This is a genomic window from Pseudomonas sp. CF161 (genome assembly GCF_000416215.1).
GTDB lineage: Bacteria > Pseudomonadota > Gammaproteobacteria > Pseudomonadales > Pseudomonadaceae > Aquipseudomonas.
Window position 1 is genome coordinate 153754 of record NZ_ATLP01000107.1, and the last position, 25705, is coordinate 179458.

24 protein-coding genes are annotated in these 25705 nt (G+C 64.8%); 15 read left to right on the top strand and 9 right to left on the bottom strand.

What is annotated here, in order from left to right; all coding sequences use genetic code 11:
- Nucleotides 1-98: 98 nt before the first annotated feature.
- Nucleotides 99-728: an L-threonylcarbamoyladenylate synthase gene (locus tag CF161_RS24575; RefSeq protein WP_020299330.1), complete on the bottom strand. Its 630-nt coding sequence runs from the start codon at nt 726-728 to the stop codon at nt 99-101.
- A gap of 13 nt (nt 729-741) precedes the next feature.
- The gene (locus CF161_RS24580) at nt 742-1602 is read right to left on the bottom strand and encodes a PHP domain-containing protein (RefSeq protein ID WP_020299331.1); all 861 of its coding nucleotides are present in this window, start codon (nt 1600-1602) and stop codon (nt 742-744) included.
- Between the two features lie 87 nt (nt 1603-1689).
- Here CF161_RS24580 and CF161_RS24585 point away from each other — a divergent pair, with 87 nt between their 5' ends.
- The 6 genes from CF161_RS24585 (at nt 1690) to CF161_RS24610 (ending at nt 5911) form a co-directional block, all read left to right on the top strand.
- A complete protein-coding gene (locus CF161_RS24585) occupies nt 1690-2286 on the top strand; it encodes a septation protein A (RefSeq protein ID WP_020299332.1) in 597 nt (198 codons plus the stop codon).
- Between the two features lies 1 nt (nt 2287).
- Nucleotides 2288-2587 (top strand): YciI family protein, encoded by a 300-nt coding sequence (locus CF161_RS24590; RefSeq protein ID WP_020299333.1) that lies wholly within the window; start codon nt 2288-2290, stop codon nt 2585-2587.
- A 110-nt stretch (nt 2588-2697) separates the two neighbouring features.
- Nucleotides 2698-3108: a hypothetical protein gene (locus CF161_RS24595; protein ID WP_020299334.1), complete on the top strand. Its 411-nt coding sequence runs from the start codon at nt 2698-2700 to the stop codon at nt 3106-3108.
- 7 nt (nt 3109-3115) lie between these two features.
- The gene (locus CF161_RS24600; protein WP_020299335.1) at nt 3116-3793 is read left to right on the top strand and encodes a response regulator transcription factor; all 678 of its coding nucleotides are present in this window, start codon (nt 3116-3118) and stop codon (nt 3791-3793) included.
- A 281-nt stretch (nt 3794-4074) separates the two neighbouring features.
- Nucleotides 4075-4512, top strand: coding sequence for a hypothetical protein (locus tag CF161_RS24605; protein ID WP_020299336.1), 438 nt, complete (start codon nt 4075-4077; stop codon nt 4510-4512).
- 64 nt (nt 4513-4576) lie between these two features.
- Complete coding sequence (locus CF161_RS24610; RefSeq protein ID WP_020299337.1) at nt 4577-5911, top strand: HAMP domain-containing sensor histidine kinase; 1335 nt, start codon at nt 4577-4579, stop codon at nt 5909-5911.
- Between the two features lie 78 nt (nt 5912-5989).
- On the opposite strand, the gene CF161_RS24615 is transcribed toward CF161_RS24610, so the two are convergent.
- Nucleotides 5990-6556, bottom strand: a complete 567-nt coding sequence (locus CF161_RS24615) for a nitroreductase family protein (RefSeq protein ID WP_020299338.1) — start codon at nt 6554-6556, stop codon at nt 5990-5992.
- Nucleotides 6557-6719: 163 nt separating this feature from the next.
- On the opposite strand from CF161_RS24615, the gene CF161_RS24620 reads away from it, so the two are divergent.
- Nucleotides 6720-8174: a TrkH family potassium uptake protein gene (locus CF161_RS24620; RefSeq protein WP_020299339.1), complete on the top strand. Its 1455-nt coding sequence runs from the start codon at nt 6720-6722 to the stop codon at nt 8172-8174.
- Here CF161_RS24620 and CF161_RS24625 read toward each other — a convergent pair.
- Nucleotides 8131-9192, bottom strand: coding sequence for an AraC family transcriptional regulator (locus tag CF161_RS24625; protein WP_084471752.1), 1062 nt, complete (start codon nt 9190-9192; stop codon nt 8131-8133). The two genes, CF161_RS24620 and CF161_RS24625, sit on opposite strands and share 44 nt — an antisense overlap.
- Nucleotides 9193-9352: 160 nt before the next feature.
- On the opposite strand from CF161_RS24625, the gene CF161_RS24630 reads away from it, so the two are divergent.
- Both CF161_RS24630 and CF161_RS24635 read left to right on the top strand, forming a co-directional pair.
- Nucleotides 9353-9664: a DUF962 domain-containing protein gene (locus CF161_RS24630; RefSeq protein ID WP_020299341.1), complete on the top strand. Its 312-nt coding sequence runs from the start codon at nt 9353-9355 to the stop codon at nt 9662-9664.
- 118 nt (nt 9665-9782) lie between these two features.
- Complete coding sequence (locus tag CF161_RS24635; protein ID WP_020299342.1) at nt 9783-10373, top strand: HD domain-containing protein; 591 nt, start codon at nt 9783-9785, stop codon at nt 10371-10373.
- 16 nt (nt 10374-10389) lie between these two features.
- Here the strand turns inward: CF161_RS24635 and CF161_RS24640 are convergent, their stop codons facing one another.
- Entirely contained in the window at nt 10390-11211 is an 822-nt protein-coding gene (locus CF161_RS24640; protein ID WP_020299343.1) for a UDP-2,3-diacylglucosamine diphosphatase, read from the bottom strand.
- Nucleotides 11212-11344: 133 nt separating this feature from the next.
- On the opposite strand from CF161_RS24640, the gene CF161_RS24645 reads away from it, so the two are divergent.
- A complete protein-coding gene (locus CF161_RS24645; protein WP_020299344.1) occupies nt 11345-12100 on the top strand; it encodes an AraC family transcriptional regulator in 756 nt (251 codons plus the stop codon).
- Nucleotides 12101-12214: 114 nt separating this feature from the next.
- A complete protein-coding gene (locus CF161_RS24650; protein WP_020299345.1) occupies nt 12215-13108 on the top strand; it encodes a DMT family transporter in 894 nt (297 codons plus the stop codon).
- A 39-nt stretch (nt 13109-13147) separates the two neighbouring features.
- Here CF161_RS24650 and CF161_RS24655 read toward each other — a convergent pair whose 3' ends face one another.
- On the bottom strand, nt 13148-13450 hold the full coding sequence (locus CF161_RS24655; RefSeq protein WP_020299346.1) for a SelT/SelW/SelH family protein: 303 nt from the start codon (nt 13448-13450) through the stop codon (nt 13148-13150).
- Nucleotides 13451-13517: 67 nt separating this feature from the next.
- Here CF161_RS24655 and CF161_RS24660 point away from each other — a divergent pair, with 67 nt between their 5' ends.
- Nucleotides 13518-15707 carry a patatin-like phospholipase family protein gene (locus tag CF161_RS24660; protein WP_020299347.1) on the top strand — a complete coding sequence of 730 codons (2190 nt, stop codon included), beginning with the start codon at nt 13518-13520 and terminating at the stop codon, nt 15705-15707.
- 104 nt (nt 15708-15811) lie between these two features.
- On the opposite strand, the gene CF161_RS24665 is transcribed toward CF161_RS24660, so the two are convergent.
- Together CF161_RS24665 and CF161_RS24670 are read right to left on the bottom strand one after the other, a co-directional pair.
- Nucleotides 15812-17305, bottom strand: a complete 1494-nt coding sequence (locus CF161_RS24665; RefSeq protein WP_020299348.1) for a PepSY domain-containing protein — start codon at nt 17303-17305, stop codon at nt 15812-15814.
- A 7-nt stretch (nt 17306-17312) separates the two neighbouring features.
- Nucleotides 17313-19475 (bottom strand): TonB-dependent siderophore receptor, encoded by a 2163-nt coding sequence (locus CF161_RS24670; protein ID WP_020299349.1) that lies wholly within the window; start codon nt 19473-19475, stop codon nt 17313-17315.
- 369 nt (nt 19476-19844) lie between these two features.
- Between CF161_RS24670 and CF161_RS24675 the strand changes: the two genes are divergently transcribed.
- Complete coding sequence (locus CF161_RS24675; RefSeq protein ID WP_020299350.1) at nt 19845-20486, top strand: response regulator; 642 nt, start codon at nt 19845-19847, stop codon at nt 20484-20486.
- An 11-nt stretch (nt 20487-20497) separates the two neighbouring features.
- The gene (locus tag CF161_RS24680) at nt 20498-24076 is read left to right on the top strand and encodes an ATP-binding protein (protein WP_156882731.1); all 3579 of its coding nucleotides are present in this window, start codon (nt 20498-20500) and stop codon (nt 24074-24076) included.
- 2 nt (nt 24077-24078) lie between these two features.
- Here CF161_RS24680 and CF161_RS24685 read toward each other — a convergent pair whose 3' ends face one another.
- Nucleotides 24079-24606 (bottom strand): fimbrial protein, encoded by a 528-nt coding sequence (locus tag CF161_RS24685; protein ID WP_020299352.1) that lies wholly within the window; start codon nt 24604-24606, stop codon nt 24079-24081.
- Between the two features lie 286 nt (nt 24607-24892).
- Between CF161_RS24685 and CF161_RS24690 the strand changes: the two genes are divergently transcribed.
- The gene (locus tag CF161_RS24690) at nt 24893-25639 is read left to right on the top strand and encodes a molecular chaperone (RefSeq protein WP_020299353.1); all 747 of its coding nucleotides are present in this window, start codon (nt 24893-24895) and stop codon (nt 25637-25639) included.
- Nucleotides 25640-25705: the final 66 nt, after the last annotated feature.

Below are 25705 nucleotides of genomic sequence, written 5' to 3' on the forward strand. Positions count from 1 at the left end.
TCCAGGGGCATTTCCAGCACCGCCTGGCCATAGACCATGGCGAAGGGCAGTTCTTGCTGGGCGCCTGCCTGGTCGTCGACGGTTTGTACTGCGGACATCTAGGCCTCGGCCATGAACGGCGCAGGGTCGCCGCAACCGATGCGGATCACTTCCGGCTCGCCATCGGCCAGGTTGATCACCGTCGACGATTCGGTGCTGCCGAAACCGCCATCGATGATCAGGTCCACCTGATGCTCGAGCAACTGGCGCATTTCATAGGGATCGTTCAACGCCTCGCTTTCGCCGGGCATGATCAGACTGACGCTCATCAGCGGCTCGCCGAGCTCGGCCAGCAAGGCCAGGGCAATCGGGTTGCGCGGCACCCGCAGGCCGATGGTGCGCCGCTTGGGGTGCAGCAGCAGGCGCGGTACTTCGCGGGTGGCGTTGAGAATGAAGGTGTAAGGCCCCGGCACATAGGCCTTGAGCAGGCGGAACGTGCCGGTATCGATCTTGGCGAACAGGCCCAATTGCGACAGGTCGCTGCAGATCAGCGCGAAGTTGTGCTTATCGTCCAATTGACGCAAGCGTCGCACCCGCTCGATGGCGCCCTTGTCGCCCATCTGGCAACCGACGGCATACGACGAATCGGTGGGGTAGATCACCACCCCGCCGGCACGGATGATTTCAACCGCCTGTTTGATCAGGCGCGGTTGGGGGTTCTCCGGATGTATCTGGAAAAATTGACTCACTGTCTCTACCTGTTCAGGCGGCAATAATTGGGTCATGTTTGAATCGACACCAAAGCGGCGGCAGATCCTCCGGAACCGGGCGGTACTCGCCTATTTCGGACCAGCCTCCAGGACCATGGAAATCACTGCCGGCACTGACCAGCAGACCGAACTCACGCGCAAGAATCGCCAGGCTGCCCACTTGTTCCGCAGGCTGATGGCCATTGACCACTTCGATAGCGTGGCCGCCCGCTTGAATATAGTCGGCAATCAGGCGCCGACGCTTGCTGCGGGTGAAATCGTAATGCCAGGGGTGCGCCAGGCTGACCCAGGCACCCGCTGCACGCAGGGTGCCGACGGTGTCTTCCAGGGTCGGCCAATGCTGCTTGACGTCCCCCAGCTTGCCGGCCCCCAGCCACTTGCGAAATGCTTCGGCGCGGTCTTTGACGTAGCCGGCACGCACCAGGTAGTCGGCAAAGTGCGGCCGCGCCGGGGCATTGCCGCTGTCGCCCAACTCCTGCTGAATGGCCCGGGCCCCTTCCAGGGCGTCCGGCATGCCTTTGAGCGCGAGCTTGCGGCTTATTTCTTCTGACCGCAGCCAGCGCCCATCGTGCAATTTGGCGATGGCCTCGACCAGCGCGGGGGCGTTGACGTCAAAACCGTAACCCAGGACATGGATGGTCGCGCCGCCCCAGGTGCAAGACAATTCAACACCGTTGACCAGTTGCATGCCCAGCTCAACCGCCGCGCGACGGGCCTCATCAAGCCCTTCCAGGGTGTCGTGGTCGGTCAGGGCCAGGACTCGCACGCCTTTTTCAAACGCACGCGCAACCAGTACCGCAGGCGCAAGAGCGCCGTCGGAGGCCGTGCTGTGGCAGTGCAAATCAACATTCACGGGACTGTTCAACCTCAAGTCAGCTGGCGCTTTCGCTACCATGGATGTTTGTTATTATGCCGCCACATCCTGCTTCTGGCTGCCACTGTGAAACAATTCATCGACTTCATCCCGCTGTTCCTGTTTTTCATCGTCTACAAAATCGATCCCCGCGTGGTCGACATTGCCGGTCAGCAAGTGACCCTGGGCGGCATCTACAGCGCCACGGCGATGCTGATTATCAGCTCCCTGGTGGTCTACGGAGCCTTGTTCATCTCCCAGCGCAAACTGGAAAAAAGCCAATGGCTGACCCTGGTCGCCTGCCTGGTCTTCGGCAGCCTGACCCTGGCTTTCCACAGTGAAACCTTCCTCAAGTGGAAAGCCCCGGTGGTCAACTGGCTGTTCGCGCTGGCCTTTATCGGCAGCCATTTCATCGGTGACCGCCTGCTGATCAAGCGCATCATGGGCCACGCGCTGACCCTGCCGGACCCGGTCTGGACCCGACTGAACATCGCCTGGATCGGGTTTTTCCTGTTCTGCGGCGCCGCCAACCTGTTCGTCGCCTTCACCTTCCAGAGCATCTGGGTCGATTTCAAGGTGTTCGGCAGCCTGGGCATGACCCTGCTGTTCCTGGTTGCCCAAGGCATCTACCTGTCGCGCCATATGCATGACACCGAACCCACCACGCCGAAAACCGAGGACTGACATGCTTTACGCAATCATTGCCACAGACGTCGCCAACTCCCTGGAAAACCGCCTGGCCGCCCGCCCGGCGCATCTGGAACGGCTGCAGCAGCTCAAGGCTGAAGGCCGCGTGGTCCTGGCCGGGCCGCACCCGGCCGTCGACAGCAATGACCCGGGTGCCGCCGGTTTCAGCGGCAGCCTGATCGTCGCTCAATTCGATTCGTTGAGCGCCGCCCAGGCCTGGGCCGATGCCGACCCGTACATCGCGGCAGGCGTCTACGCCAGTGTCTCGGTCAAGCCGTTCAAGCAAGTCCTGCCGTAAATCCTCCTCCACGCGATGAACCTTGTCGGTTCATCGCGTTCTCAATCGCTCATTATTCTCGTTTAACGGCCGACAACCTGCCCAACACTCGATTGGAATCAGGAGTTCCGATGCGCCAAGGTCCGTTGTGTCTGCTGTTGGTCATGTTATCGATCGGGGCCGTTGCCCATGCCGAAGAAACCCAGGACTCGGGCCGTTCCACGCCTCTGTCCCTGAGTGCCGGCAGCCAGATCACCGAGTTGCAGCAACGCTTGAAAGAAAGCGAGCGGCTGCGTGATGAGTTGAGCAAACAACTGCAAAATGCCGATGCCGAACGCGAAAGTGCCCAGCTCGCCCGCTTGCGCCAGGAGAACCAGCGCCTCAAGCTGCAACTCAAGGAAGCCCAGGCCAGCCCGGTACCCCGCCTGCTGACCGATCAGCAGCAATGGTTCGTGACAGGCGCAGGAGTGGCGCTATTGGCCCTGCTCTGCGGTATCTTCGCCAGTGGTGGGCATCGAAAGCGTCGACAATGGCTAAATTGAGTGATGAATGAGCGACCTGTTACTGATTGATGACGACCAGGAGCTGTGCGAGCTCCTGACCAGCTGGCTGAGCCAGGAAGGTTTCCAGGTACGGGCCTGCCATGATGGCCAGAGTGCCCGCCGCGCCCTGGCCGACAGTGCACCGGCTGCCGTGGTGCTGGACGTGATGCTGCCCGACGGCAGCGGCCTGGAGTTGCTCAAGCAACTGCGCAACGATCACCCTGACCTGCCGGTGCTGATGCTGTCGGCTCGCGGCGAGCCGCTGGATCGCATCCTCGGCCTGGAACTGGGCGCCGACGACTATCTGGCCAAACCGTGCGACCCGCGCGAGCTCACCGCCCGCCTGCGCGCCGTGTTGCGTCGCAGCCATCCGGCCGCGGTGTCGAGCCAGATGGAGCTGGGCGACCTGTGCTTCAGCCCGATCCGCGGCGTGGTCAGCATCGATCAGCAGGACATCACCCTCACCGTCTCCGAAAGCCGCCTGCTCGAAGCCCTGCTCAAGCAGCCCGGCGAACCGCTGGATAAACAGGAACTGGCGCAGATCGCCCTGGGCCGCAAGCTGACCCTGTACGACCGCAGCCTGGACATGCACGTCAGCAACCTGCGTAAAAAGATCGGCCCCTACCCCGACGGCCGCCCGCGGATCGTGGCCCTGCGCAGCCGCGGCTACTACTACAGCCTGTAAGACCGTGCGCTGCCGGGCGCCGTGGCGCACACCCTGTAGCCGCTGCCGATAGGCCCGCCCCACCCACTACCGTCTCCCTCCGGGCGCCCATGAAGGCAGCGTCCGAACGCGGCCCGAGCCTACCGGCAGCGGCTACAGGCGTTCATCCCCGATGGAGAATTGTCAGGTTCGGGGATTTTCGTCTTTACCCAAGCTTTACCCTTCGCTGACTGCCGCTGACCTTGATCTGCGTAACCTGAACTCATCCGGAACTGACCGGGAATGAGACAAGGAGACACACCATGCGCAAGACCCTTATCGCTCTGATGTTCGCCGCTGCCCTGCCAACCGTGGCCATGGCCATGCCTGAAGGCGCAGGCCCGATGGGGCCGATGGACGGCCCACGCCACAGCGAGCACATGCGCGGCAAAGGCCCTTTCAGCCAACTGGATCTGAGCCGTGAACAGCGCCAGCAGATTGGCAAGCTGATGGGTGAGCAGATGCACGAACGCAAGCAACTGGTCGAGAAGTACCTGGAGAAACTGTCGCCAGCCGATCAGAAAGCTATGAAAGACGAGATCGCCGCCAAGAAACAGAAAACCGAAGCGGACATCCGGGCAGTGCTCAAGCCGGATCAGCAGAAAGAGTTCGACGCGATCCAGAAGAAACAGGCCGAGCGTCGCGCCGAATGGGCCGAGTTCAAGGCCTGGAAAGCGCAGCAACCGCAAAAAGCGCAATAATGCGTTAGCGTTTCCCCCAGCCCAGTGGCCCCCCCACTGGGCTTTTCCTGTTTGAGGATTTCCTGTGCGTTCATTGTTCTGGCGCATCCTGGCCAGCTTCTGGCTGGCCATCGCCCTGGTTGCAGGGCTGTCGATCCTGCTTGGGCACATGTTGAATCAGGACGCCTGGATTCTCAGCCGTCATCCGGGCCTCAATACCCTGGCCCAGGAGTGGACGCAAAGCTACGAGGCCCAGGGCGAGGATGCCGCCCAGGAGATCCTCCAGCAACGCAAGCGCCAGTACCATATCGACGTGCAGGTTCTCAATGACAGCGGTGATCCGGTGGTACGCGGCACCTTCCCCAAGCGTGCCGCGGCCTTCGAGGCGCGTCAGAACAGCGATGATAGGCATTTGCCGTGGCGCCGCCTGACCGACGAATACACCAGCCCCAAGACCGGCGACACCTACCTGCTGATTTACCGTATTCCGCACCCAGAGCTCGACGCCTGGCACCGCGACAGCCTGATGTGGCCCTTGAGCGCCCTGGCCATCGCCCTGGTGGTGCTGACGTTGTTCAGCCTGCTGGTGACCCTGTCCATCACCCGCCCCCTGAGCCGCCTGCGGGTCGCGGTGCATGACCTGGGCCAGGCCACCTACCAGCAGAACAGCCTGGCCCGGCTGGCTGCCAGGCGTGACGAGTTCGGCGTACTGGCCAACGACTTCAACCGCATGGGTTCGCGCCTGCAAAGCCTGATCGGCAGCCAGCGCCAGTTGCTGCGGGATGTCTCCCATGAACTGCGCTCGCCCCTGGCCCGGCTGCGCATCGCCCTGGCCCTGGCCGAACGCGCCGAGCCTGCGGAGCGCGAACGGCTGTGGCCGCGATTGACTCGGGAATGCGACCGCCTGGAAGCCCTGATCAGCGAAATCCTGGTCCTGGCGCGGGTCGACGCCGACAACGCCAGTGCTGAAGAAGTGGACCTCAACGCCTTGCTCGGCAACCTGCAGAAAGACGCCCAACTGGCCTGCCCCGAGCAAAGCGTGCGCATCGAAGCCGAACCCAACCTGCAGCTCAAAGGCTGGCCGACCATGATCGAGCGCGCCATGGACAACCTGCTGCGCAATGCCCAGCGGTTCAACCCGGATGGCCAATCGATCGAAGTGTTGGCGTTGCGCCAGGGCGAAAAGATCGTGCTCAGCGTGCGCGATCATGGCCCCGGGGTGGACGCCGAACACCTGGGGCAACTGGGCGAGCCGTTTTACCGCGCCCCCGGGCAAACGGCGGCGGGTCATGGGCTGGGCTTGGCCATTGCGCGGCGCGCGGCGGAGCGCCACGGCGGCAGCCTGATCCTGGCCAATCACCCGGAGGGCGGTTTTATTGCCAGCCTGGAGTTGCCACTGGAGCCGGGGGCGGTGGCCTAGTGCTGAATGCAACGGGCCCCTGCCTGGAGTGGCAGGGGCCCGTTCAGCGATCAGCAGCATTAAACCCAATGGCTTGAGTCAGTCCTGGCCCGACCAGGCGCTGACAAACTCCGCCGTGTCGACCTTGGGCGCCACCCGCGGTTCGTTCTGCGGCGTGCCCAGGTACAGGAAGGCAATGATCTCCTCGCCTTCCCCAAGGCCCAGGCCCTTGGCGACGTGGGCCGAATAGGACAACTCTCCGGTACGCCATACGGCACCGATGCCCTGGGCGTAGGCCGCCAGCAAAATACCGTGGGCGGCGCAGCCGGCAGCCAGCAGTTGCTCGCTCTTGGGCACCTTGAAGTGCTCCTGCAAGCGGGCCACCACCACAACCACCAGTGGCGCGCGCAACGGCATGGCACGGGCCTTGTCCAGGGCCGCCTGAGTCACTTCGCCGCCCTGCAATTGCACGGCTTCGGCCAGCAACTCGCCCATCTGCTCGCGAGCCGCGCCTTCGACCGTCAGAAACCGCCACGGCCGCAATTGGCCATGATCCGGAGCACGCAGCGCCGCGGCGAACAGCGCTTCACGCTGGGCGGCATCCGGCGCCGGGTCGAGCAGGCGCGGTACGGAAACACGGTTGAGCAAAACGTCGAGAGCCTCCATCGGCCACCTCCTGCAAAAAATGTCCGGCCATTCTAGGGGCAGTTGACGTTTGGCGACAGGCCGCGACCGTGCCCCACGGGCAAACGCCGAGGGAGCCCCGGTTTACATGCCCCGCCCCGCAGGTAGAATGGGCGCCCTTCAGTTATCAGCCCGAGCGGACTTCATGGCGTTGCCGACCTTACGGATCATTGGTTTCATCATCGGCATCTTCCTGATCACCCTGGCCATCGCCATGGTCATCCCGATGGCAACCCTGGTGATTTTCGAGCGCACGGGCGATCTGCCGTCGTTCCTCTGGGCCAGCATGATCACCTTTATCGCCGGCCTGGCGCTGGTGATCCCCGGGCGCCCGGAGCATGTGCACCTGCGTCCGCGCGACATGTACCTGCTGACCGTGTCGAGCTGGCTGGTGGTGTGCATCTTCGCCGCCCTGCCGTTTCTGCTGACCCAGCACATCAGCTACACCGATTCGTTTTTTGAAAGCATGTCCGGCATCACCGCCACCGGTTCCACGGTGCTCAGCGGCCTGGACACCATGTCCCCAGGCATCCTGATGTGGCGCTCGCTGCTGCACTGGCTCGGCGGCATCGGCTTTATCGGCATGGCGGTGGCGATCCTGCCGCTGCTGCGCATCGGCGGCATGCGCCTGTTCCAGACCGAGTCTTCGGACCGTTCGGAGAAAGTCATGCCCCGCTCGCACATGGTGGCGCGGCTGATTGTGGCGGCTTATGTCGGTATCACCATCCTCGGCAGTTTGGCCTTCTGGTGGGCCGGGATGACCCCGTTCGACGCCATCAACCACGCGATGTCGGCCATTTCCACCGGTGGTTTCTCCACGTCCGACGAATCCCTGGCCCACTGGAAACAACCGGCGGTGCATTGGGTCGCGGTGGTGGTGATGATTCTGGGCAGCCTGCCGTTCACCCTGTATGTCGCCACTTTGCGTGGCAACCGCCGGGCGCTGCTCAAGGACCAGCAAGTGCAAGGCCTGCTCGGCCTGCTGCTGGTCACCTGGCTGGTGCTCGGCACCTGGTACTGGTGGACCACCAACCTGCACTGGCTGGATGCCCTGCGCCACGTGGCGTTGAACGTGACCTCGGTGGTCACCACCACCGGTTTTGCCCTGGGCGACTACAGCCTGTGGGGCAACTTCTCGCTGATGCTGTTCTTTTACCTGGGGTTTGTCGGCGGCTGCTCGGGCTCGACGGCTGGCGGGATCAAGATCTTCCGCTTCCAGGTGGCCTATATCCTGCTCAAGGCCAACCTTAACCAGCTGATTCACCCGCGCGCGGTGATCAAGCAGAAATACAACGGCCATCGCCTCGACGAGGAGATCGTGCGCTCGATCCTGACCTTTTCGTTTTTCTTTGCCATCACCATCTGCATGATCGCCCTGGCCCTGTCCCTGCTCGGGGTGGACTGGATGACGGCCCTGACCGGTGCCGCCAGTACGGTGTCCGGCGTCGGCCCGGGGCTGGGCGAGACCATCGGCCCGGCCGGCAACTTCTCGACCCTGCCGGACGCGGCGAAGTGGATCCTGTCCCTGGGCATGCTGCTCGGGCGCCTGGAAATCATTACGGTGTTCGTGCTGTGTATTCCGGCGTTCTGGCGTCACTGACCAGGGCTGAATCCTGCAACAGCCGCGCCCGATACTCGCCGGGCGTGGCATCGAACCAGCGGCGGAATGCGCGGAAGAAGTTGCTCGGATCGGCAAACCCCAGCAAATAGGCGATCTCCAGCAAGGTCATGCTTGGCTGGGCCAGGTACTGCTCGGCCAATTCACGGCGGGTGTCATCGAGCAGGGTCTGGAAGCTGGTGCCCTCTTCCTGCAGCCGCCGTTGCAGGGTGCGCTGGGACAGGTGCAGGGTCTGGGCCACCATCTCGCGCTTCGGTTCGCCCTGGGGCAGCAACCGGCACAACACCTGACGCGCCTTGTGGGTGACCCGGCTTTCGGAAAACCGCGCCAGGTATTCGCCGGCAAAGCGATCGTGCAACAGGGCCATGGCCTCATTGGCCGTCGGCAGCGGCGCTTCCATGTCGGCCCGCTCGAAAATCAGTGCATCGTAGGGTGCGTTGAACACCAGCGGCGCATGAAAGGCATGTTTATAGGGCTCCAGGTCCGCAGGCGGAGCGCCCTGGATCAACACCTTGCGCGGCTGCAAAGTGCGCCCGGTCAACCAGCCGCACAGGGCCAGGGCGCAGGCCAGGGAGGCTTCGGCACTTTGCCGGGTCGGCGGCAGGTGATCGCCATGCACGGTCAGAATCAGCGCATAGCCTTCAGGTAAAAGTCGAAAACTCAAATCAGCGCTTTCGGCAATGATGCGTTGATAGCGCACCAACCGCTCGAACCCCTCGGCCAGGGTACGGCTGGACATCAAGGCATAACCGGCGACATGAAACGACGCCGGGCGCACCACCTTGCCCATGTTCAAGCCGATCGCCGGGTTGCCCGACAGCTCGACCGCGCGCTGCCACAGGCGGGTCATCGAGTCCTGGGGGAAACGCGCATCAGGGTCGTCCAGCGATCCGTAGTCGAGGCCCAGCTGCTTGAACAATGCACGGCAGTCGAGGCCGTCCATCTCCAGCGCTTTGACAATTCCCATCGCCCAGCTTGCAGAAGTCGTTCGTTCGCTCATGGCGTTTTCTTACATGGTGAGCCGCATGCTACGGCCAGATTTGCAAGGATACTAAAGTGGCGCCCATTGTCACTGGCTACATCCATTGATGACTCTAGACTCAAATAGGCTCCCCGCGGCACATCCCATTATCAAAACAACTACCAGCGAGGCCGTAGGCGTGGAAAACATCAAGCGATTCAACAGCTTTGCCGAATTCTATCCGTACTACCTGAGCGAACACGGCAACAGCACCTGCCGCCGCCTGCACTTCATCGGCACCAGCCTGGTGATCTTCATCCTGGCCCTGGCCATTGGCAAAGGTGCCTGGCTGCTGCTTCTGGCGCTGCCGGTGGCGGGCTACAGCTTCGCCTGGACCGGGCACTTCTTCTTCGAAAACAACCGCCCCGCCACCTTCCAGCACCCCTTCTACAGCCTGCTGGGGGATTTCGTCATGTACCGCGACATGATCCTCGGCAAGGTGCCCTTCTAGTCCAGATTCCCCTGCGGGCCACGCGGCTCGCCTGGTCAGCAAGCCGTCTCCCACAGCCACTGCGCGGGCGATCACAGGGCATAGACTCGAACCATCATTCACAACAAGAAGATGGCCCATGAGCGATCACGCCCGCTTTACCCATATGCAGGATGGAACCGAGCAGGACTGGGCGATCATCGCCGCCGACTTCAGCGCCTATGCCCGGCAGTTGGCATCGCGCATCGTCACCCACTTGCGGCTGCTCGAAGGCGACTTCGGTGGTTTCCCGGTGGATCGCCTGAGCCACTCCCTGCAGACCGCCAGCCGCGCCTGGCGTGATGGCCAGGATGAGGAGTACGTGGTCTGCGCCCTGCTCCACGATATCGGCGACACCCTGGGCAGCTACAACCACCCGGATATCGCCGCCGCCATCCTCAAGCCCTTCGTCAGCCCGGAAAACCTGTGGATGGTGCAGCAGCACGGGATTTTCCAGGGCTACTACTTCTTCCATCACCTGGGCATGGACCGGCACCTGCGGGAACAATTCAAGGATCACCCGCAGTACCAGCGCACCGCCGAGTTCTGCGCCAAGTACGATGCTGCGGCCTTCGACCCGGACTACGACAGCCTGCCCCTGAGCTTCTTCGAACCCATGCTCGAGCGCCTGTTCGCCCAGCCGAAAAACTCGATCTACAAAACCGCCATGCAAGAACACCACGCGGCCTGAACCGCGCCAGCGGAGCTCATGCCGGCTCCGCCACCTTTTGCTGTTCGGCCTTGAGCTGGGCTTCGCGCGCCTGGGCATCGGCCAGGCGATACAGCTCGATGGTGCCGTCCCAATGCTCGATCAGCGCCGTGCATGACTCCACCCAATCGCCGCAGTTGAGGTAGTCCACGTCGCCGACCTTGCGGATCTCGGCATGGTGAATGTGCCCGCAAACCACGCCCTGCAAGCCGCGCTTGACGCATTCATGGGCGATGGCTTGTTCAAAGTCGCTGATAAAGCTGACCGCGGTCTTCACCTTGTGCTTGAGGTAGGCCGACAGCGACCAGTAGCCATAGCCGTAACGAGCGCGCCAGTGGTTGAGCCAGCGGTTGAGGGTCAGGGTGAATTCGTAGGCCGAGTCGCCGAGAAAGGCCAGCCAGCGGTGGTAGCGGGTGATCACATCGAACTGGTCACCGTGGATCACCAGCAGGCGCCGGCCATCGGCGGTGGTGTGCAGCGCCTCGTCCACCAGTTGGATATTGCCCAGGATCAGCTTGGAGTAGCGGCGCAGGAATTCATCGTGGTTGCCGGTGACGTAGATCACCTCGGTCCCGCGCTTGCTCATGGTCAGCAGCCGGCGGATCACATTGGTGTGGGCCTGGGGCCAATACATGCCGCCGCGCATTTTCCAGCCGTCGATGATGTCGCCCACCAGGTAGATGCGGTCGGCCTGGTAGCCCTTGAGAAACTGCGACAGATGCTCGGCCTGGCAATCCCGGGTGCCCAGGTGCACATCGGAGATCCATAAAGTACGTACCCGCTGCTTGCGACTGGGTTTGACGAGTTCGGCGCTGGTCATGGGCACTCTCCTGCTGTTTTTGCGAGCTTGCTCCGTGGCGATTAATAGCCCATGACACAAATACGACCGTCCGATGACAGCCCGCCCCCGCCGACGGCCGGTGTAGACTGCCGCCTCTGCCAAGGAGACCGGGATGCGACCGATCCTCACCCTGCGCCACTACAGCCACGACCTGATCGTCCACAGCCATGACCATGCCCAACTGGTGTTCGGCCTGTCGGGCCGGCTCGACTTCGAAGTCGACGGCCAGGGCAGCCAGGTCGGCCAGCAGAGTTTCGTGGTGGTGCCGGCCGGCGCCCACCATGCCTGCGGCAGCCCCGACGGCAGCCACTGCCTGGTGCTCGATGTGCCGAGCGAGCATTGGGTCATGCAATCGCTGGGGGAACACGCCGAGGCCAGCCGGCGCTTGCTCGACACCCCCGGGCGCCTGCTGCTGGCCCCGGCCCAGAGCCAGCTGGTCGACTGGCTGGCCGCCAGCCCGGTGACCGACCCGCTGATTGCCCAGCAAGGCGCGGTGCTGTTGCTGGCCAGCCTCAACAGCGCGCTGCCGGTCGGGGGCGGTCGGCGCCTGCCCTACGCCGCCTTGAATGCCCACATCGACCAGCACGCCGCCCACCCGCTGCAAGTCGCCGATCTGGCACGGCTCGCCGGCCTGTCCAGCGCACGCCTGCATGCGCGATTCGTTGCCGAATGCGGGCAGACGCCCATGGACTACATCCGCAGCCGCCGCCTGCACATGGCGGTCAACCTGTTGCGCGACTCGCCCCTGGCCATCGGTGAAATCGCCCAGCGGGTGGGCTACAGCTCCCAGAGCGCGTTTGCCGCCGCCATCCTGCGCGAATACGGCACCAGCCCCGGCAAGCTGCGGCGCGCCGCCGAGCCGCGCTAGTTCCTCGACAAAAGACGCGAGCCCCGCGACAGACAGCGCATCGGCCAGGCCCGTAAACTGCTGCCCTGCCGCAGTGCCCGCCTGAGGGCCCGGCTCTATTGTTTAAGGATTGAGATGACTCCGCGTACCGCCCTCGGTGCCCTGCATATCGGCGCCCTGATGTTCGGCCTGACAGGGGTGTTCGGCAAACTGGCCGCCGCCTCGCCGGCGATTATCGTGTTTGGCCGCGCCGCCTTCGCCGTCCTCGCCCTGGCCTGTTTTGCACGCCTGGCCAGCAACACCCGCTGGCAGCCATTGACCCGCGGCGACTGCTCGCGCCTGCTGCTCAGCGGCCTGCTGCTGGCCGGGCACTGGGTGAGCTTCTTCATCGCGGTAAAGGTGGCCGGGGTGGCCATCGCGACCCTGGGTTTCGCCAGCTTTCCGGCGTTCACCGTGATCCTCGAAGGCCTGATCTTTCGCGAGCGCATCCGCCTCAACGAGATGGTGCTGGTGTTGCTGGTGAGCATCGGCCTGGTGCTGGTCACGCCGGACTTCGACCTGGCCAGCGAAGCCACCACCGGCCTGCTGTGGGCCGTGGCCTCGGGGCTGTTGTTCGCCCTGCTGTCGCTGAACAACCGGGTCAGTTCCGGGCGCATTCCGGCGGTCCAGGCCGCCCTGTGCCAGAACCTGGTGGTCGCCGCCTGCCTGCTGCCGGTGGCGGCGCCGGGGCTGGGCGAGGTGCGGGCGCTGGACTGGCTGTGGCTGGCCCTGCTCGGGGTGTTCTGCACCGGTCTGGCCCACAGCCTGTTCGTCGCCAGCCTGGCGGTGATCAAGGCTCGCACGGCGGCGGTGGTGTTCGCCCTGGAGCCGGTCTACGGGATCAGCGTGGCCTGGTTGCTGTTCGGCGAAACCCCGACCCTGCGCATGTTGCTCGGCGGGGCCTTGATCATTGTCGCCATCGTGGTCTCCAGCCAACTGGGCGCGGCTTCAACCCGCAAGGCCGGCAACGAGCACGTCCCCTCTCACTGACGGCCCATGCTCGCCGCGCAGCGCCTTTGGGGACAGAGGCTAGAGCGTAGGCGGGTGCTGAGTGCGGTCGTTATGGCCCAGGTCGCGCTGCGGGTCGATCTGGTCGCGCAGCCGCTGCTTGAGCACCTTGGCCTCGGGGAAGCCGCCATCGGCCTTGCGCTCCCAGATCTGCACGCCGTCGCAGGTGATGCGAAAGGCGCCGCCGGTGGCCGGTTCCAGGGCCACGCGCCCCAGGTCGTCGCTGAACGTGCTCAGCAGTTCCTGGGCCAGCCAGGCGGCGCGCAACAGCCACTGGCATTGGGTGCAATAGGTGATGACCACTTCGGGTTTACGTTCAGTCATGGTTCGGCAGACTCCTGGATTTCGGCCGCTATAATAGCCGCCTTTTTCCGCTGTCCCGAGAGCCGTGATGCGCCGCCTGTTGTCCTGCCTGTTGCTGTGCCTGTTGCCATTGATGGCCCAGGCCGCAGAAATCCCCCGTCCCACCGTCGGCCTGGTGCTGTCGGGGGGCGCCGCCCGGGGCCTGGCCCATATCGGCGTGCTCAAGGCACTGGAGGAGCAAGGCATCCGCATCGACGCGATTGCCGGCACCAGCATGGGGGCGGTGATCGGCGGGCTGTACGCCTCGGGCTACAAGATCGACGAGCTGGAAAAACTCGCCCTGGGCATCGACTGGCAGCAAGCCCTGTCCGATGCCCCGCCGCGCGAGGACGTGCCCTTTCGCCGAAAGCAGGATGACCGCGACTTTCTGGTCAAGCAGAAGCTCAGTTTCCGCGACGACGGCAGCCTGGGCCTGCCCCTGGGGGTGATTCAGGGCCAGAACCTGGCCTTGCTGCTGGAGAGCAAGTTCGCCCACGTCAGCGACACCCGCAACTTCGACAAACTGCCGATTCCGTTTCGCGCGGTGGCCACCGATATCGCCAGGGGCGAGAAAGTGGTGTTCAGCAAAGGCCACCTGCCCCAGGTGATTCGCGCCAGCATGTCGATCCCGGCCGTGTTCGCCCCGGTGGAGATCGACGGCCGCCTGCTGGTGGACGGCGGCATGACCGACAACATCCCGCTGGACGTGGCCCGGGACATGGGCGTCGACATCGCCATCGTGGTCGACATCGGCTCGCCGCTGCGCTCGCGCAAGCAGTTGACCACCGTGGTCGATGTGCTGACCCAGTCGATCACCCTGATGACCCGGCGCAACTCCGAAGAACAACTGGCCACCCTGCACCCGGACGACATCCTGATCCAGCCGCCCCTGTCGAGCTACGGCGTGACCGATTTCGGCCGCGCCCAGGACATGATCGATGCCGGCTACCGCGCCACCCGCATCCTCGATGCGCGCCTGGCCCGCCTGCGCCCGACCCAGGCCGTGGATGCCGAGCTGAGCGCAGCCCGGGCGCCGAGCCAGCGCACACCGATCATCAGCGCGATCAAGGTCGAGAACGACTCGAAAGTCAGCGATGACGTGATCCGCTATTACATTCGCCAGCACATCGGCGAGCCCCTGGACCTGGGCCGCCTGCAAACCGACATGGGCACCCTGTATGGCCTGGACTACTTCGAGCAGGTGCACTACCGGGTGGTGCACAAGGGCGCGGACAACACCCTGGTGATCACCGCCCGCGGCAAGCGCAACGGCACCGATTACCTGCGCCTGGGGCTGAACCTGTCCGATGACCTGCGCGGCGACAGTGCCTTCAATATCGGCGCCAGCTACCGGGTCAACGGCATCAACAGCCTCGGGGCGGAATGGCTGACGCGCATGCAGTTCGGCGATCAACAAGAGCTGTACAGCGAGTTCTACCAACCACTGGACGTGGGTTCGCGCTACTTCATCGCCCCGTACATCGCCGCCGAATCGCAGAACATCGAGTCGGTGCAGGACAACGACCCGATCGCCGAATACCGCCTGGAACGCTACGGCTTCGGCCTCAACCTGGGGCGGCAGATCGGCAACAGCGGCGAGATCCGCTTCGGTGTCGGCGAGGCCTGGGGCAAGGCCAAGGTGCGCATCGGCGAGCAGGACCTGCCCAGCGAAAACTTCAGCGAGGGCTACTACCAGCTCAAGTACTCCTTCGACTCCCTGGACAACGTCTACTTCCCCCACAGCGGCGAAGACATCGGCCTCTCGCTGCGCCAGTTCGAACCCAACCTGGGCTCGGACAAACGCTACCGGCAGTGGGAATTCAAACTGGACAAGGCGCTCAGCAGCGGCCCCAACACCTTCATTCTTGGCGGCCGCTATGGCCGGACCCTGGACCGGGCCGACGTGGTGTCGTCGAGCTTTGTGCTGGGCGGCGCGCGCCAGCTCTCGGGCTTTCGCCAGGACGCCCTTTCCGGACAGAACATCAGCCTGGCACGGGCCGTCTACTACCGCCGACTGACGCCTCGGGCCTACCTGCCGCTGGACTTCCCGCTGTACATCGGGGGCTCTCTGGAACGAGGCCGGGCCTGGAACAATGACAATCAATTCGACAGCGGCTACATCAATGCGGCGAGTATTTTCCTCGGCTTCGACACCCCCCTGGGGCCCTTGAACTTCAGCTACGGCGTCAACGACGACGAGCAGAAGGCGCTGTACCTGAACCTGGGGCAGACGTTCTAGCCCCCCGTGGCGAGGGAGCTTGCTCCCGCCGGACTGCGTAGCAGTCCTGTTCTGGGGCCACTTCGCCCCGGCGCGCCAGCCCGACCTGGGGGAGCAAACGCCCCTTACTGTCGCGACGCCGCCCGGCGCCTGGCCGAAGGTTTGCGCGGCCGCAGCCGACGCCAACCGAGCCAGGTGCCGCTCAGGCTAAGCAGCAAGCCGCCGAGACTGGCGCTGATCAGCAAACCGTCCCACAGCGGTCGACGCTCCAGCAGCGGCAGCCAGTCCCAGCTGTGCAGCAGGTTGAACAGCCAGCGATAGACCCGGCGACGCTCGTCCAGTTGCTCGATCAGCGCGCCGCTGCGCGGGTCCAGGTGTAGCCAGGTGCTGGCCGGGTCGTCGAAACGCAAGCGCAGGGCCGGCAAGGGTTTGTCCAGGTGGCCGAGCATGCTGTGCTCGGCGCGGCCGTAGTAATAGGCGTCGTAGGTCTCCAGGGTGTCGACTTGCAGCGTGCCGGCCGGCCACATCGCCGAGGCGGCACGGGCCAGGGCCTGGGGCTCCAGGCGGCGATGCAGGCGGCCGTCGCCGTCCAGCAGGCGCACCGCGCCAGCGCCATCCCGGGCCAGCAGATAACCCTGGCCGCCGATCCGCCGCCATTCGATCTCCCGGGGTACAAAGCCGTCGCTGTTGAAGCGCGCCAGGGCCTCGCCGGTCCCCAGGGCAAATGCCTCGGGCAGCAAGGGCCCGCCCTGGTAAGCGGCGCTGGACAAGGCTTGCGGATGCTCGAACAACCGCCACGGGTTCATCGACAACCAGCCGCTGACGACCCAGGTCAACGCCAGGCTGCCGAACACCAGGCCAAGCAGATGGTGCCAGCGGGCGATGCCTTTATAGGGGGTGCGCGCACCGCTGCGGTAAGGCTTGGCAAAGCGCCAGCGCAACAGCCCGACCAAGATCCCCGCCAGGCACATCAGGCTGGCGGCGAACGCCAGGGACGTCACCAGCCAGCCCCAGGCCCCATCCAGCACCCCGCCGCGCAATGGATAAAGCCAGTGCAGCCAGGCCCCGACCCAATTCCACAGGCGTTCGTCCCCGGTGGCCACGCGTACCACCGCGCCGGTCTGCCCGGAGAGGTACAGCAACCGGGCATCGCGGTCCTGCAACTGGATGCGGTGCAGCGGACGCTCGTGGTCCAGGGCGCGGGAATGGCTCCAGGCGTCTTCCCAGACCGAGCCCAGGTACTGCGCTGGCGCCGGGTCGAATTGTTCGGCACTGGCAACCAGCAGCTCCAGGTTCGGCACGACCCGCTGCCCGGTTCGGGCATCCACCGCGACGCTGCCGGCATCGCGGTAGCCCAGCAGGTAATGCGGGCGACCGGCCAGGCTGCTGAGGCGAATACTGCTCGGTGCCTGCTCGCGCTGCGCCGCCTGCAACGCCGCGCCCAGGTCGACGCAGCAGCCCTGAGCCGACAACGGCGGCAACCGCGCCAGGTGTTCGGCCGGGGTGAGCTTGGGGTAGCCGACATACAGCATCACCACCCCGGAGAAAAACCACAGCGCCAACAACAGGCACAGGCCAATCCCCAACCAGCGGTGCCACAGGTACAAGTAACGTTTCATCAGGGCGTCAGAACCGCGTATCCAACGCCAGCTCCAGGCTGCGCGGCGCCCCCAGGTAGAGCTGGGTGCCGGTGGCGCGCTCGGCATACAGCGCGTCCGTGAGGTTGCGCAGCCGTGCCGTCAGGCGGGTATCGGCGCTCAAGCGGTAACCAGCGAATGCGCCGAACACCTGATACCCCGGAACCCGTCGGTCGTTGGCCGCATCGGCATACACCTGGGCCACATGACGACCGTCGAGCCCCAGTTGCCAGGCCGGGTCCAGGTCCCAGGTCAGCCACAGGTTGGCCACCTGACGCGGCGTATTACCCGGGGTATTGCCATTGCGCGAGACACTCACGCCATTAACCCGCTCGCTGAAATCGTCGTACCAGGCCTCGGTGTAGGCCAGGTTGCCCTCCACCAACCAGTGCGGGGTCAGGCGCAGCGAGCCGGCCAGTTCCAGGCCACGGCTCGATTGCTGGCCGACCGCCAGGCTTTGCCCGGGGTTGAGCGGGTCGGCCATGGCCAGGTTCTTGCGCTCGATCTGGTACAGGGCCAGGGTGCCGGCGCCTCGCCCCTGGAGGAAGTCGAACTTGGCGCCGACTTCCAACTGGCGGCCACGGGTCAGGTCAAAATCCTCGACCTGGCCCAGGGTCGCGGTGGCGAGCATGCCGGCCGGCGGGTCGGCGGCGGTGCTGTATTGCACATAGACGTTGGCGTGCGGCGTCAGCTCGTACACCAGCCCGGCGCGGCCGGTGGTGGAGGCGTAATCACGGCTGAAATAAGCCGGGTTGCTGGCGCTGACCGCACGGTAGTTGTCGACCTGCAACTCGATGCGCTCATGGCGCAGGCCGGTGAGCAGCGACAGGCGTTCGGTCAGTTGCAGGTGGTGCTCGAAAAACAGCCCCTGGGTGTCCACCTGATTGCGCCGGTCCTTGTGGAAGCCGCGCTGCATGCCGGGGATGTCCCAGAAACTGCCCGGGTCGAAATCCCCCGGATCCACCTGATCCACCACCCCGGGCAGCGAGCGCGGCAGGCGCATCTGCACGTTATGGCTGTAGTCCAGGCCCACCAGCCAGCGGCTGTCGAGGCCCAGCAGCGGCTGCTCGCGGTGCAGCTCCAGACGGTTGCCGGTGACCTGTTGCTCATGGCGTTGCAGCAGCGCGCCGGAGCGGATCACCGCGCTGTTGTCGGCGTTGTAGCGGTAGTTCTCCAGGTTCTGAAACTGCCGCGTGGCCTGGTAGCGGTAGAGGGTGTTGCGCAGCTCGGTGGCCTCGTCGAACCGGTATTCGCTGAGTGAGCGCAGCCAGTGCACGCGCTGCTGGTAGAGGCTGTCGTCGACATTGAAATTGCGCAGCCGGTCGCGGCGATCGATCTTCATCGTGCGCCCGCCGCCATTGAGCACCGGCGTGCCCCAGTAGGGGTTGTCGACCCGTTCTTCCTGATACTCCAGCGCCAGGGTGTGGCTGAACTGCGCGTTGATATCGCTGAGCAGGGAGAAGGCGCTGGTGAAGGCCTCGCGCCGCTCGCGATCGGCATGGCCACGGCCCTGGCTGTGGCTGAAGTCCAGGCGCGCGACGTGGTTTTCTCCCAGGCCGTGGTTGAAGCCCAGGGCCGTTTCACCGTTGCGGTCCGAGCCCTGGCGCAGCCGAGCCTGGTTGAAGTCGTGGCCGCGCACCGGCTGTTTGGAAATGTAATTGAGCGAGCCGCCGACCGCCCCGGCACCGTTCAAAAACCCCGAGGCGCCGCCAATGGCTTCGACCCGGTCGTAGATCCAGCCGTCCACCGGGCGCGCGGTGATGCTGTCGTAATGCAGGCCGATGCCGTTGAACAACTGGCTCACCTGGCCGCCGCCAAAACCGCGCCAGCTTACGGCATTGCCCATGCCCGGCGGTGCCGAGGCATTGAGCCCGGGCACGCTGTCGAGCATCTCACCGGTGGTGCGGGCACCGCGGCGCTCGATCTGCTCGCGGGTGACCACGCTGACCGAAGCCGGGGTCGAACGCAGGTCAAGGCCCAGCCGCGAACCGGTGCTGCTCAGGGTGTCCAGTTCCAGCCCCGGAGCGAGCGGCCCTTCATGGGCGCTGACGACCTGATCCGGCAGGACCAGCGCCTCTTCGGCCAAGGCCGGGGAGCACAGGGTGGCGCACAGCAGTGCAGCGTAACGACGGCGGGCCGGGAGGTGGTTCATGACTGGCTTTCCTGAAGACGCAGGGCGCGGCAAAAGACCCCGCGACGGGCTCGGGGCACGCCCGGTCGAGTCAGTGACCGGACGCATCGAATTAAGGGCGCCATGGTGCAAAAACAGCGAACCGAGTCCTATCAGCCAAGTACTAAAACCTCAGCCGCGCGGCACTTCGACCGGCCGAGCCAGCGGCGGACGCAGTACATTTCTTTACAAAAAAAGCCCCGCATATTCAGGCAGATGACAGGCTTTCCTCTATAGAATCGCGGCCCCTCGCTACCCCCCCAGACAAGACACCCCCTGACAAGCGGTCAATGGAGCCCTATTGCCAGGCCAGCAAGCCCCCCTCCCCTGAATCAAAAGAGACCCGACCCGATGCCCATCCAAACCGTGATCGTCGATGACCACCCCATCACACTGATCGGCATGCGCGCCCTGTTGAGCGATAACCCCAAGCTGTCGATCGTGGGCGAAGCACAGGACGTCGGCGGGCTTTTCGAACTTCTCGGCCGGCAACCCTGCGACCTGCTGATCACCGACCTGATGATGCCCGGCAGCGAGCAGGTCGATGGCCTGCGCCTGATCCAGCAACTGCGCCGGCGCTACCCGCAGCTGGCGATCGTGGTGGTCACCATGCTCAACAACCCGGCACTGATCGGCTCGGTGCTCAAGCTCGGGATCCAGGGCCTGGTGAGCAAGCGCGGGCTGCTCAATGACTTGCCCAAGGCGATTGGCGCCAGTGCCGCCGCGCCCTTTCTTTCGCCCGTATTCAGGCAACTGCTGGACCTGGGCGAGGCCGAGCACGGCAAACCGCTGCTGCAAATGGAAGAACTCTCGCCACGGGAAGTCGAGGTCCTGCGCCTGTATGGCAGCGGCCTGACCATCGGCGAAATCGCCCTGCTCCTGAACCGCAGCAAGCAAACCATCAGCACCCAGAAGATCAGCGCCATGCGCAAGCTGGGCCTGGACACCAACGCCGCGCTCTACCTCTACATCCAGGAAAAAGGCCTGACGTGAAGGTGACTGCCATGCATCGTTTGCTGCGGCCCCTGATCGCCCTGTGCCTGCTTGGCCTGTGCGCCCTGACAGGCCTCAACGCCGTGGCCAACACCCCCGAGCCGACCTCGGCGAGCCTGGCCCAGCTCAACGCCATGCGTCAGTCACTGCCGAGCAAGACCCTGCGCGTGGCGCGCATCATGCCACCCGAACACGTGCGCGAGGGCAGCGCCAACCTGGCCCTGCGCGCCATCACCGAGGACTACCTGCAACTGGTCGGGGACTTTCTCGACCTGTCGATCGAGGAGGTGTCCTACCCCAGCGTGGCGGCGGCCATAGACGGCCTCAAATCCGGGGAAATCGACCTGCTGACCCGGGTCACCGACTTTGAGCGCCAACATGCCAGGCTGATACTCAGCCGCCCCTACCTGACCAATGCACCGATCATCGTCGGCCGCAGCGCCGACAACAGCCTGCCCCCCGACCTCGAAGGCAAACGGGTCCTGCTGCTCGCCGACTACATGGACTTGTCCACCGTGCTCCAGGCCTACCCCCACGCCAAGCTGAGCACGGTTGTGAACACCGCCGAAGGCCTGCGGCGCCTGGCGGAGGGCGAAGTCGATGCTTTTATCGGCGACAAGGTTCGGGCCAACTTCCACATGCTTGCCCTGCCCGAGATGAAGTTGCAGAACAAGTTCGCCGCGCACCTGAGCAGCGAGGGTTTCTCCTTCGCCGCCCGGGAAAACCAGCACGACCTGATTACCCTGATCAACGTGACCCTGGAAAGCATCTCCGAGGCGCGCAATCGCGAGATCATCGAGCAGCGCACCCAGTCCACCCGGCTGTTCGCCCCGGCGGACGCCTTTGCCTTGACCCCCAAAGAGCGTGACTGGCTGCACCAGCACCCGACCCTGACCCTGATTGCCAGCGAGCAGCCGCCCTACTTCTACCGCGACAACGAGGGCCAGTGGATCGGCCTGGGCATGGAGATCCTGCGGGGCCTGGGCGACGTCTACCCCCTGCAACTGGAAGTGCTCGCCAGCCAGTCGCCGGCGGCCGACCAGCAACTGCTGCAAAGCGGCCGCGCGCAACTGGCCACCAGCCTGCCGGCCACCGCCGAACGCCGGCAGACCCTGGCCTTCAGCGAACCCTTCGGCGCCCAGGCCTGGACCTTCGTGATTCGCCGCGACGCCAGTTCGCCAAGCTCCCTGGAAGCCATGGTCGGCCGCCGCCTGGCCTTGCCGTTCAATCACCCCCTGGACAGCTGGTTGCAGACCCGCTACCCGCGCGTCCAGGTGGTGCGCACCCAAACCACCGAGCAGGCCCTGGCCCTGGTGGAAAACGGCAAGGTCGACGCCACCCTGTACACCGCGCTCTGCACCCGTGGACGCCAGCCGTGGCTGAGCGGACGCGACCTGCGAGCCGGGCAGACCGTCCAGGCCATGTCCCTGCCCCAGGTATTTGCCATCAGCCCCGACGCCCCCGAGCTGCGCGGCATTCTCGACAAGTTGCTCGGGTCGGTGGCCGGCGAGCTCAATGGCCGGGTCAAGCTGCTGAGCAGCCCCCAGGCCGATCACGCGCCCTGGGAACAACTGCCGGATGGCTTCTGGCACGCCGTGGTCCTGGCGCTGGTGGTGGTCCTGCTGTCGCTGCTGTGGAACTGGCGACTCAAGGTCCAGGTGCGCCAACGGCGTGCCGCCCAGCATCAGTTGAGCGACCAGTTGGCCTTTCAGTTTTCCCTGCTCAACGGCTTGCCGACGCCACTGTACGTGCGGGACCTGGAGTTGCGCCTGAGCACCTGCAACCGCGCCTACGAAAGCTTTTTCGGCAGTGCCCTGGAACAGCTGCAAGGCACCACCCCGCAGCAGCAGGGCATGGCGCCCCACAGCCTGGCGCTGAACCTGGAAGAGCAATACCGGCTGCTGCTGGACAACCGCCAGCCGCAGTTTTTCGACGGTTGCATCGAGGTTAACGGCGAGCGGCGGCATATCTACCATTGGCTGGTGCCGTTCTACAGCGCGCGCGGCAAGTTGCAGGGCCTGCTCGGCGGCTGGATCGATATCAGTGAACGCAAGGGCCTGGAACTCAAACTGCGCGAGGCGCAGCAGACCGCGGTCGATGCCAGCGCCGCCAAGGGCGAGTTCCTGGCCACCATGAGCCACGAACTGCGCACCCCGCTCAACGCCCTGGTCGGCCTGCTGGAACTGGAAAGCCGAAGCGAACGGGCACCGTCGGAAAACCTGCGGATCGCCCAGCAGTCGGCCAACTCGATGATCGACCTGATCGGCAATATCCTCGACCTCGACAAGATCGAGAGTGGGCAGATGCAACTGGCCCCGCAGCCCGTGGCCCTGGCGCCGCTGCTGCAAGACTGCCTCGATCTGTTTGCCGCCCAGGCCCGGCAGAGCGGCCTGGCCCTGAGCCTCGACTGCTCCGGCCTGACGCCCCTGCGCCACTACTGGCTGGACCCCATGCGCCTGCGCCAGGTGCTGCAAAACCTGTTGGGCAACGCGTTGAAGTTCACCGCCCGCGGCCAGGTCCGGCTCAGCGTCGAAGAGCTGGACCTGGGGGGCGACAAGAGCCTGTTGACCCTGCAGGTCAGCGACACCGGCATCGGTATCTCCAAGGCCATCCAGCCACGGATTTTCGAACCCTACATGCAGGCCCACGCCGAGGTCGCGCACCTGTATGGCGGCTCCGGGTTGGGGCTGAACATTTGCAGCCAACTGGTGAAGTTGATGGGTGGGCGGATCTGGCTCGACAGCCAGCCCAACCAGGGCTGCCAGGTCAGTGTCGAACTGCCCCTGACCTGGCAGCCGGCGCCGGCCCTGGGCACCGATCCACAGCGCCATCTGCCGCAGCCTTTCAGCCAGGCGCTCAAGGTGCTGATCGTGGACGATGTCTCGACCAACGGCCTGGTGCTGCAGCAACAGTTGGTCAGCCTCGGCCACCGCGCGACCTTCGTCTGCAGCGGCGCAGCGGCCCTGGAGGCCTGGGAGCGCGAGCCCTTCGACCTGCTGATCAGCGATTGCAACATGCCCGGCATGGACGGTTACGCCCTGGCCCGGGCCATTCGTCAACGCGAGCAAGCCCTGGACCTGCCGGCGCACCCCATCATCGGCTACACCGCCAGTGCCCTGACCGGGGAAACCCAGCGTTGTCACGATGCCGGCATGAACGACCTGATGATCAAGCCCGTGACCCTCGCCCGTCTGCGTGAAGCACTCGCCGGGCAAGCCACGCACCCCCACTTGCCACGCCTGCACAGCGCAGCCCCGGGCTTCGACCTGAGCCACCTGGAAAGCCTGGCCGGCGCCGATTCGAGCCTGATCAACCGGTTGTTGGAGGAGTTGCGGCGCAACCTGATCGAAGAATGCGAGCGCCTGCAACACCCCTTGGCCAACAGCGACGACCACGCGATCGAACAGTTCATGCATCGCCTCGAAGGGCTGGCCTGCACCATTGATGCACCAGGGTTGCTGCAAGCCTGTGAAGGTGTACGCAATGCCGCCGGCGCGGGCGCCGATATGGCTCAGGCCCAGGCGCATTTGGTGCGGGTGTTGAACGGCCTGCTGGACGACATCAAGCGTCGCACCGCAGGCCAGGAGTGACCTTAGAGGTAGCTGATGCTGTATTGCACCGAACCTTCCACCGCGGTGGCTTCGACGCCCGACTCTTCGGCGTAGTAGCGCACGTTGAGCACCTTGCTCACGCCCGCGGTGGATTCACCTTCTTCCACCAGGGTGACCCGGCTCAACTCGCCGGATGCGAGGTTGATCGGGGTGGTGTCGTCCAGCAGTTGCAGGCTGACCTTGGCGCTGCCACCCGGTGCTTCGTTGGCCAGGCGGCCCTGATTGTTGACATCGCCATTGGGCAGGAACGCGGCCGTGATAGTGCGGCTCGCGGTGCCACCAGTGCAGCCGCTCAGGGTCAGGGTCAAGCGTGCCTCACCCGCCGTCTGGCCAATCGAGGCCAGCTCTTTCTTGGAGATCGACGGCAGCAGGATGGTCGGGTTGCTGGTGCCGTTGACATCCAGGGTGCAGGTTTCATCGACGATCTCGCCCAGGAATTTGATTTGCGAGGCCTGGACCTGCTGGACAGCGCCCAGCAGGGCCAGAGTGATCAGGGTTTGTTTCATCATGGAATGGGTTTCCTAGCGGTAGGTTCAAAGAATATCGACCTGGATCGACGTCCGCGGATTCTGCCTACCGCGGCCCGCACCGCTGAATAGGACAATAACGAATACCCCCCGCGCACCACGTGCCGTCCATCCGCTTAGTACCCGTACTATTCAACCGCCCCGGCGCGCTCCCTAAGCTTGCCCACTGACCACCACGCCCCCCTAAGCGCAACACCGCGTGTGCCCGGCCACCCATTCAAATCTACCCAACCACAGCGTTTACCCGCTGCGGCAGGAGGTCTATTGCATGCCGAAAACCATCCGCACCCTGCTGTACTTCACCAGCACCCTGCTGTACCTGGCGATCTGTGCACACCCTGCACAAGCCAGTGTGGTGATCACCGGCAGCCGTATCATCTACCCCGGCGATGCCCGGGAAAAATCCCTGCAATTGAGCAACCGCGACCCCTACCCGAACCTGGTCCAGGCCTGGGTCGACAGCGGTAACGAAGACAGCACCGCGCAGAACGCCGACGCGCCCTTCAACGTCACCCCGCCGATGTTCCGGATCGAAGGCAACAGCGGCCAGACCCTGCGCCTGCGCTTCACCGGGGAGGGCTTGGCGGCGGATCGTGAGTCGCTGTTTTTCCTTAATGTGCTGGTGATACCACCGAACCAGACGGACAGCGAAGGGCGTAACCAGTTCGTGGTGATGCCGCGCCATCGACTGAAAATCTTTTACCGCCCGGCCAGCATTGCCGGCGCCCAGGAGCACCTGCCCCAGGCCCTGAAGTTCAGCCTTGGCAGCCAGGGCCAGGACTGGCTGATAGAAGCCCGCAACCCAACCGGTTACTACGCCACGTTTGCCGAGGCCAGCGTACTGGCCGGCACCGCCAGCGCGCCGCTGGACTACCAGAGCAGCCTGGCGCCCTTCAGCAGCGCCACCTGGCGCATCCCCCGCAGCCAGCTGAACGGTGCCCCGCAGACCCTGCGCCTGCGCCTGGTCACTGATGCCGGCGGCGCCCAGACGCTACAGATTCCGCTGCACCCATGAGTCGTTCATCGGCCCCGCGCCGCAGCCTCGCGCTCGCGCTCCTGGCGGTGTGTTCGGCCCCCCAGG

Coding starts and splice junctions, on each gene's coding strand:
- CF161_RS24655 (WP_020299346.1), bottom strand. CDS start 13,450: ATGACTGAACGTAAACCCGAAGTGGTCATCACCTATTGCACCCAATGC.
- CF161_RS24600 (WP_020299335.1), top strand. CDS start 3,116: ATGAGCGACCTGTTACTGATTGATGACGACCAGGAGCTGTGCGAGCTC.
- CF161_RS24615 (WP_020299338.1), bottom strand. CDS start 6,556: ATGGAGGCTCTCGACGTTTTGCTCAACCGTGTTTCCGTACCGCGCCTG.
- CF161_RS24650 (WP_020299345.1), top strand. CDS start 12,215: ATGACTCCGCGTACCGCCCTCGGTGCCCTGCATATCGGCGCCCTGATG.
- CF161_RS24595 (WP_020299334.1), top strand. CDS start 2,698: ATGCGCCAAGGTCCGTTGTGTCTGCTGTTGGTCATGTTATCGATCGGG.
- CF161_RS24680 (WP_156882731.1), top strand. CDS start 20,498: ATGCATCGTTTGCTGCGGCCCCTGATCGCCCTGTGCCTGCTTGGCCTG.
- CF161_RS24690 (WP_020299353.1), top strand. CDS start 24,893: ATGCCGAAAACCATCCGCACCCTGCTGTACTTCACCAGCACCCTGCTG.
- CF161_RS24590 (WP_020299333.1), top strand. CDS start 2,288: ATGCTTTACGCAATCATTGCCACAGACGTCGCCAACTCCCTGGAAAAC.
- CF161_RS24645 (WP_020299344.1), top strand. CDS start 11,345: ATGCGACCGATCCTCACCCTGCGCCACTACAGCCACGACCTGATCGTC.
- CF161_RS24670 (WP_020299349.1), bottom strand. CDS start 19,475: ATGAACCACCTCCCGGCCCGCCGTCGTTACGCTGCACTGCTGTGCGCC.
- CF161_RS24660 (WP_020299347.1), top strand. CDS start 13,518: ATGCGCCGCCTGTTGTCCTGCCTGTTGCTGTGCCTGTTGCCATTGATG.
- CF161_RS24675 (WP_020299350.1), top strand. CDS start 19,845: ATGCCCATCCAAACCGTGATCGTCGATGACCACCCCATCACACTGATC.
- CF161_RS24635 (WP_020299342.1), top strand. CDS start 9,783: ATGAGCGATCACGCCCGCTTTACCCATATGCAGGATGGAACCGAGCAG.
- CF161_RS24625 (WP_084471752.1), bottom strand. CDS start 9,192: ATGAGCGAACGAACGACTTCTGCAAGCTGGGCGATGGGAATTGTCAAA.
- CF161_RS24620 (WP_020299339.1), top strand. CDS start 6,720: ATGGCGTTGCCGACCTTACGGATCATTGGTTTCATCATCGGCATCTTC.
- CF161_RS24605 (WP_020299336.1), top strand. CDS start 4,075: ATGCGCAAGACCCTTATCGCTCTGATGTTCGCCGCTGCCCTGCCAACC.
- CF161_RS24640 (WP_020299343.1), bottom strand. CDS start 11,211: ATGACCAGCGCCGAACTCGTCAAACCCAGTCGCAAGCAGCGGGTACGT.
- CF161_RS24665 (WP_020299348.1), bottom strand. CDS start 17,305: ATGAAACGTTACTTGTACCTGTGGCACCGCTGGTTGGGGATTGGCCTG.
- CF161_RS24685 (WP_020299352.1), bottom strand. CDS start 24,606: ATGATGAAACAAACCCTGATCACTCTGGCCCTGCTGGGCGCTGTCCAG.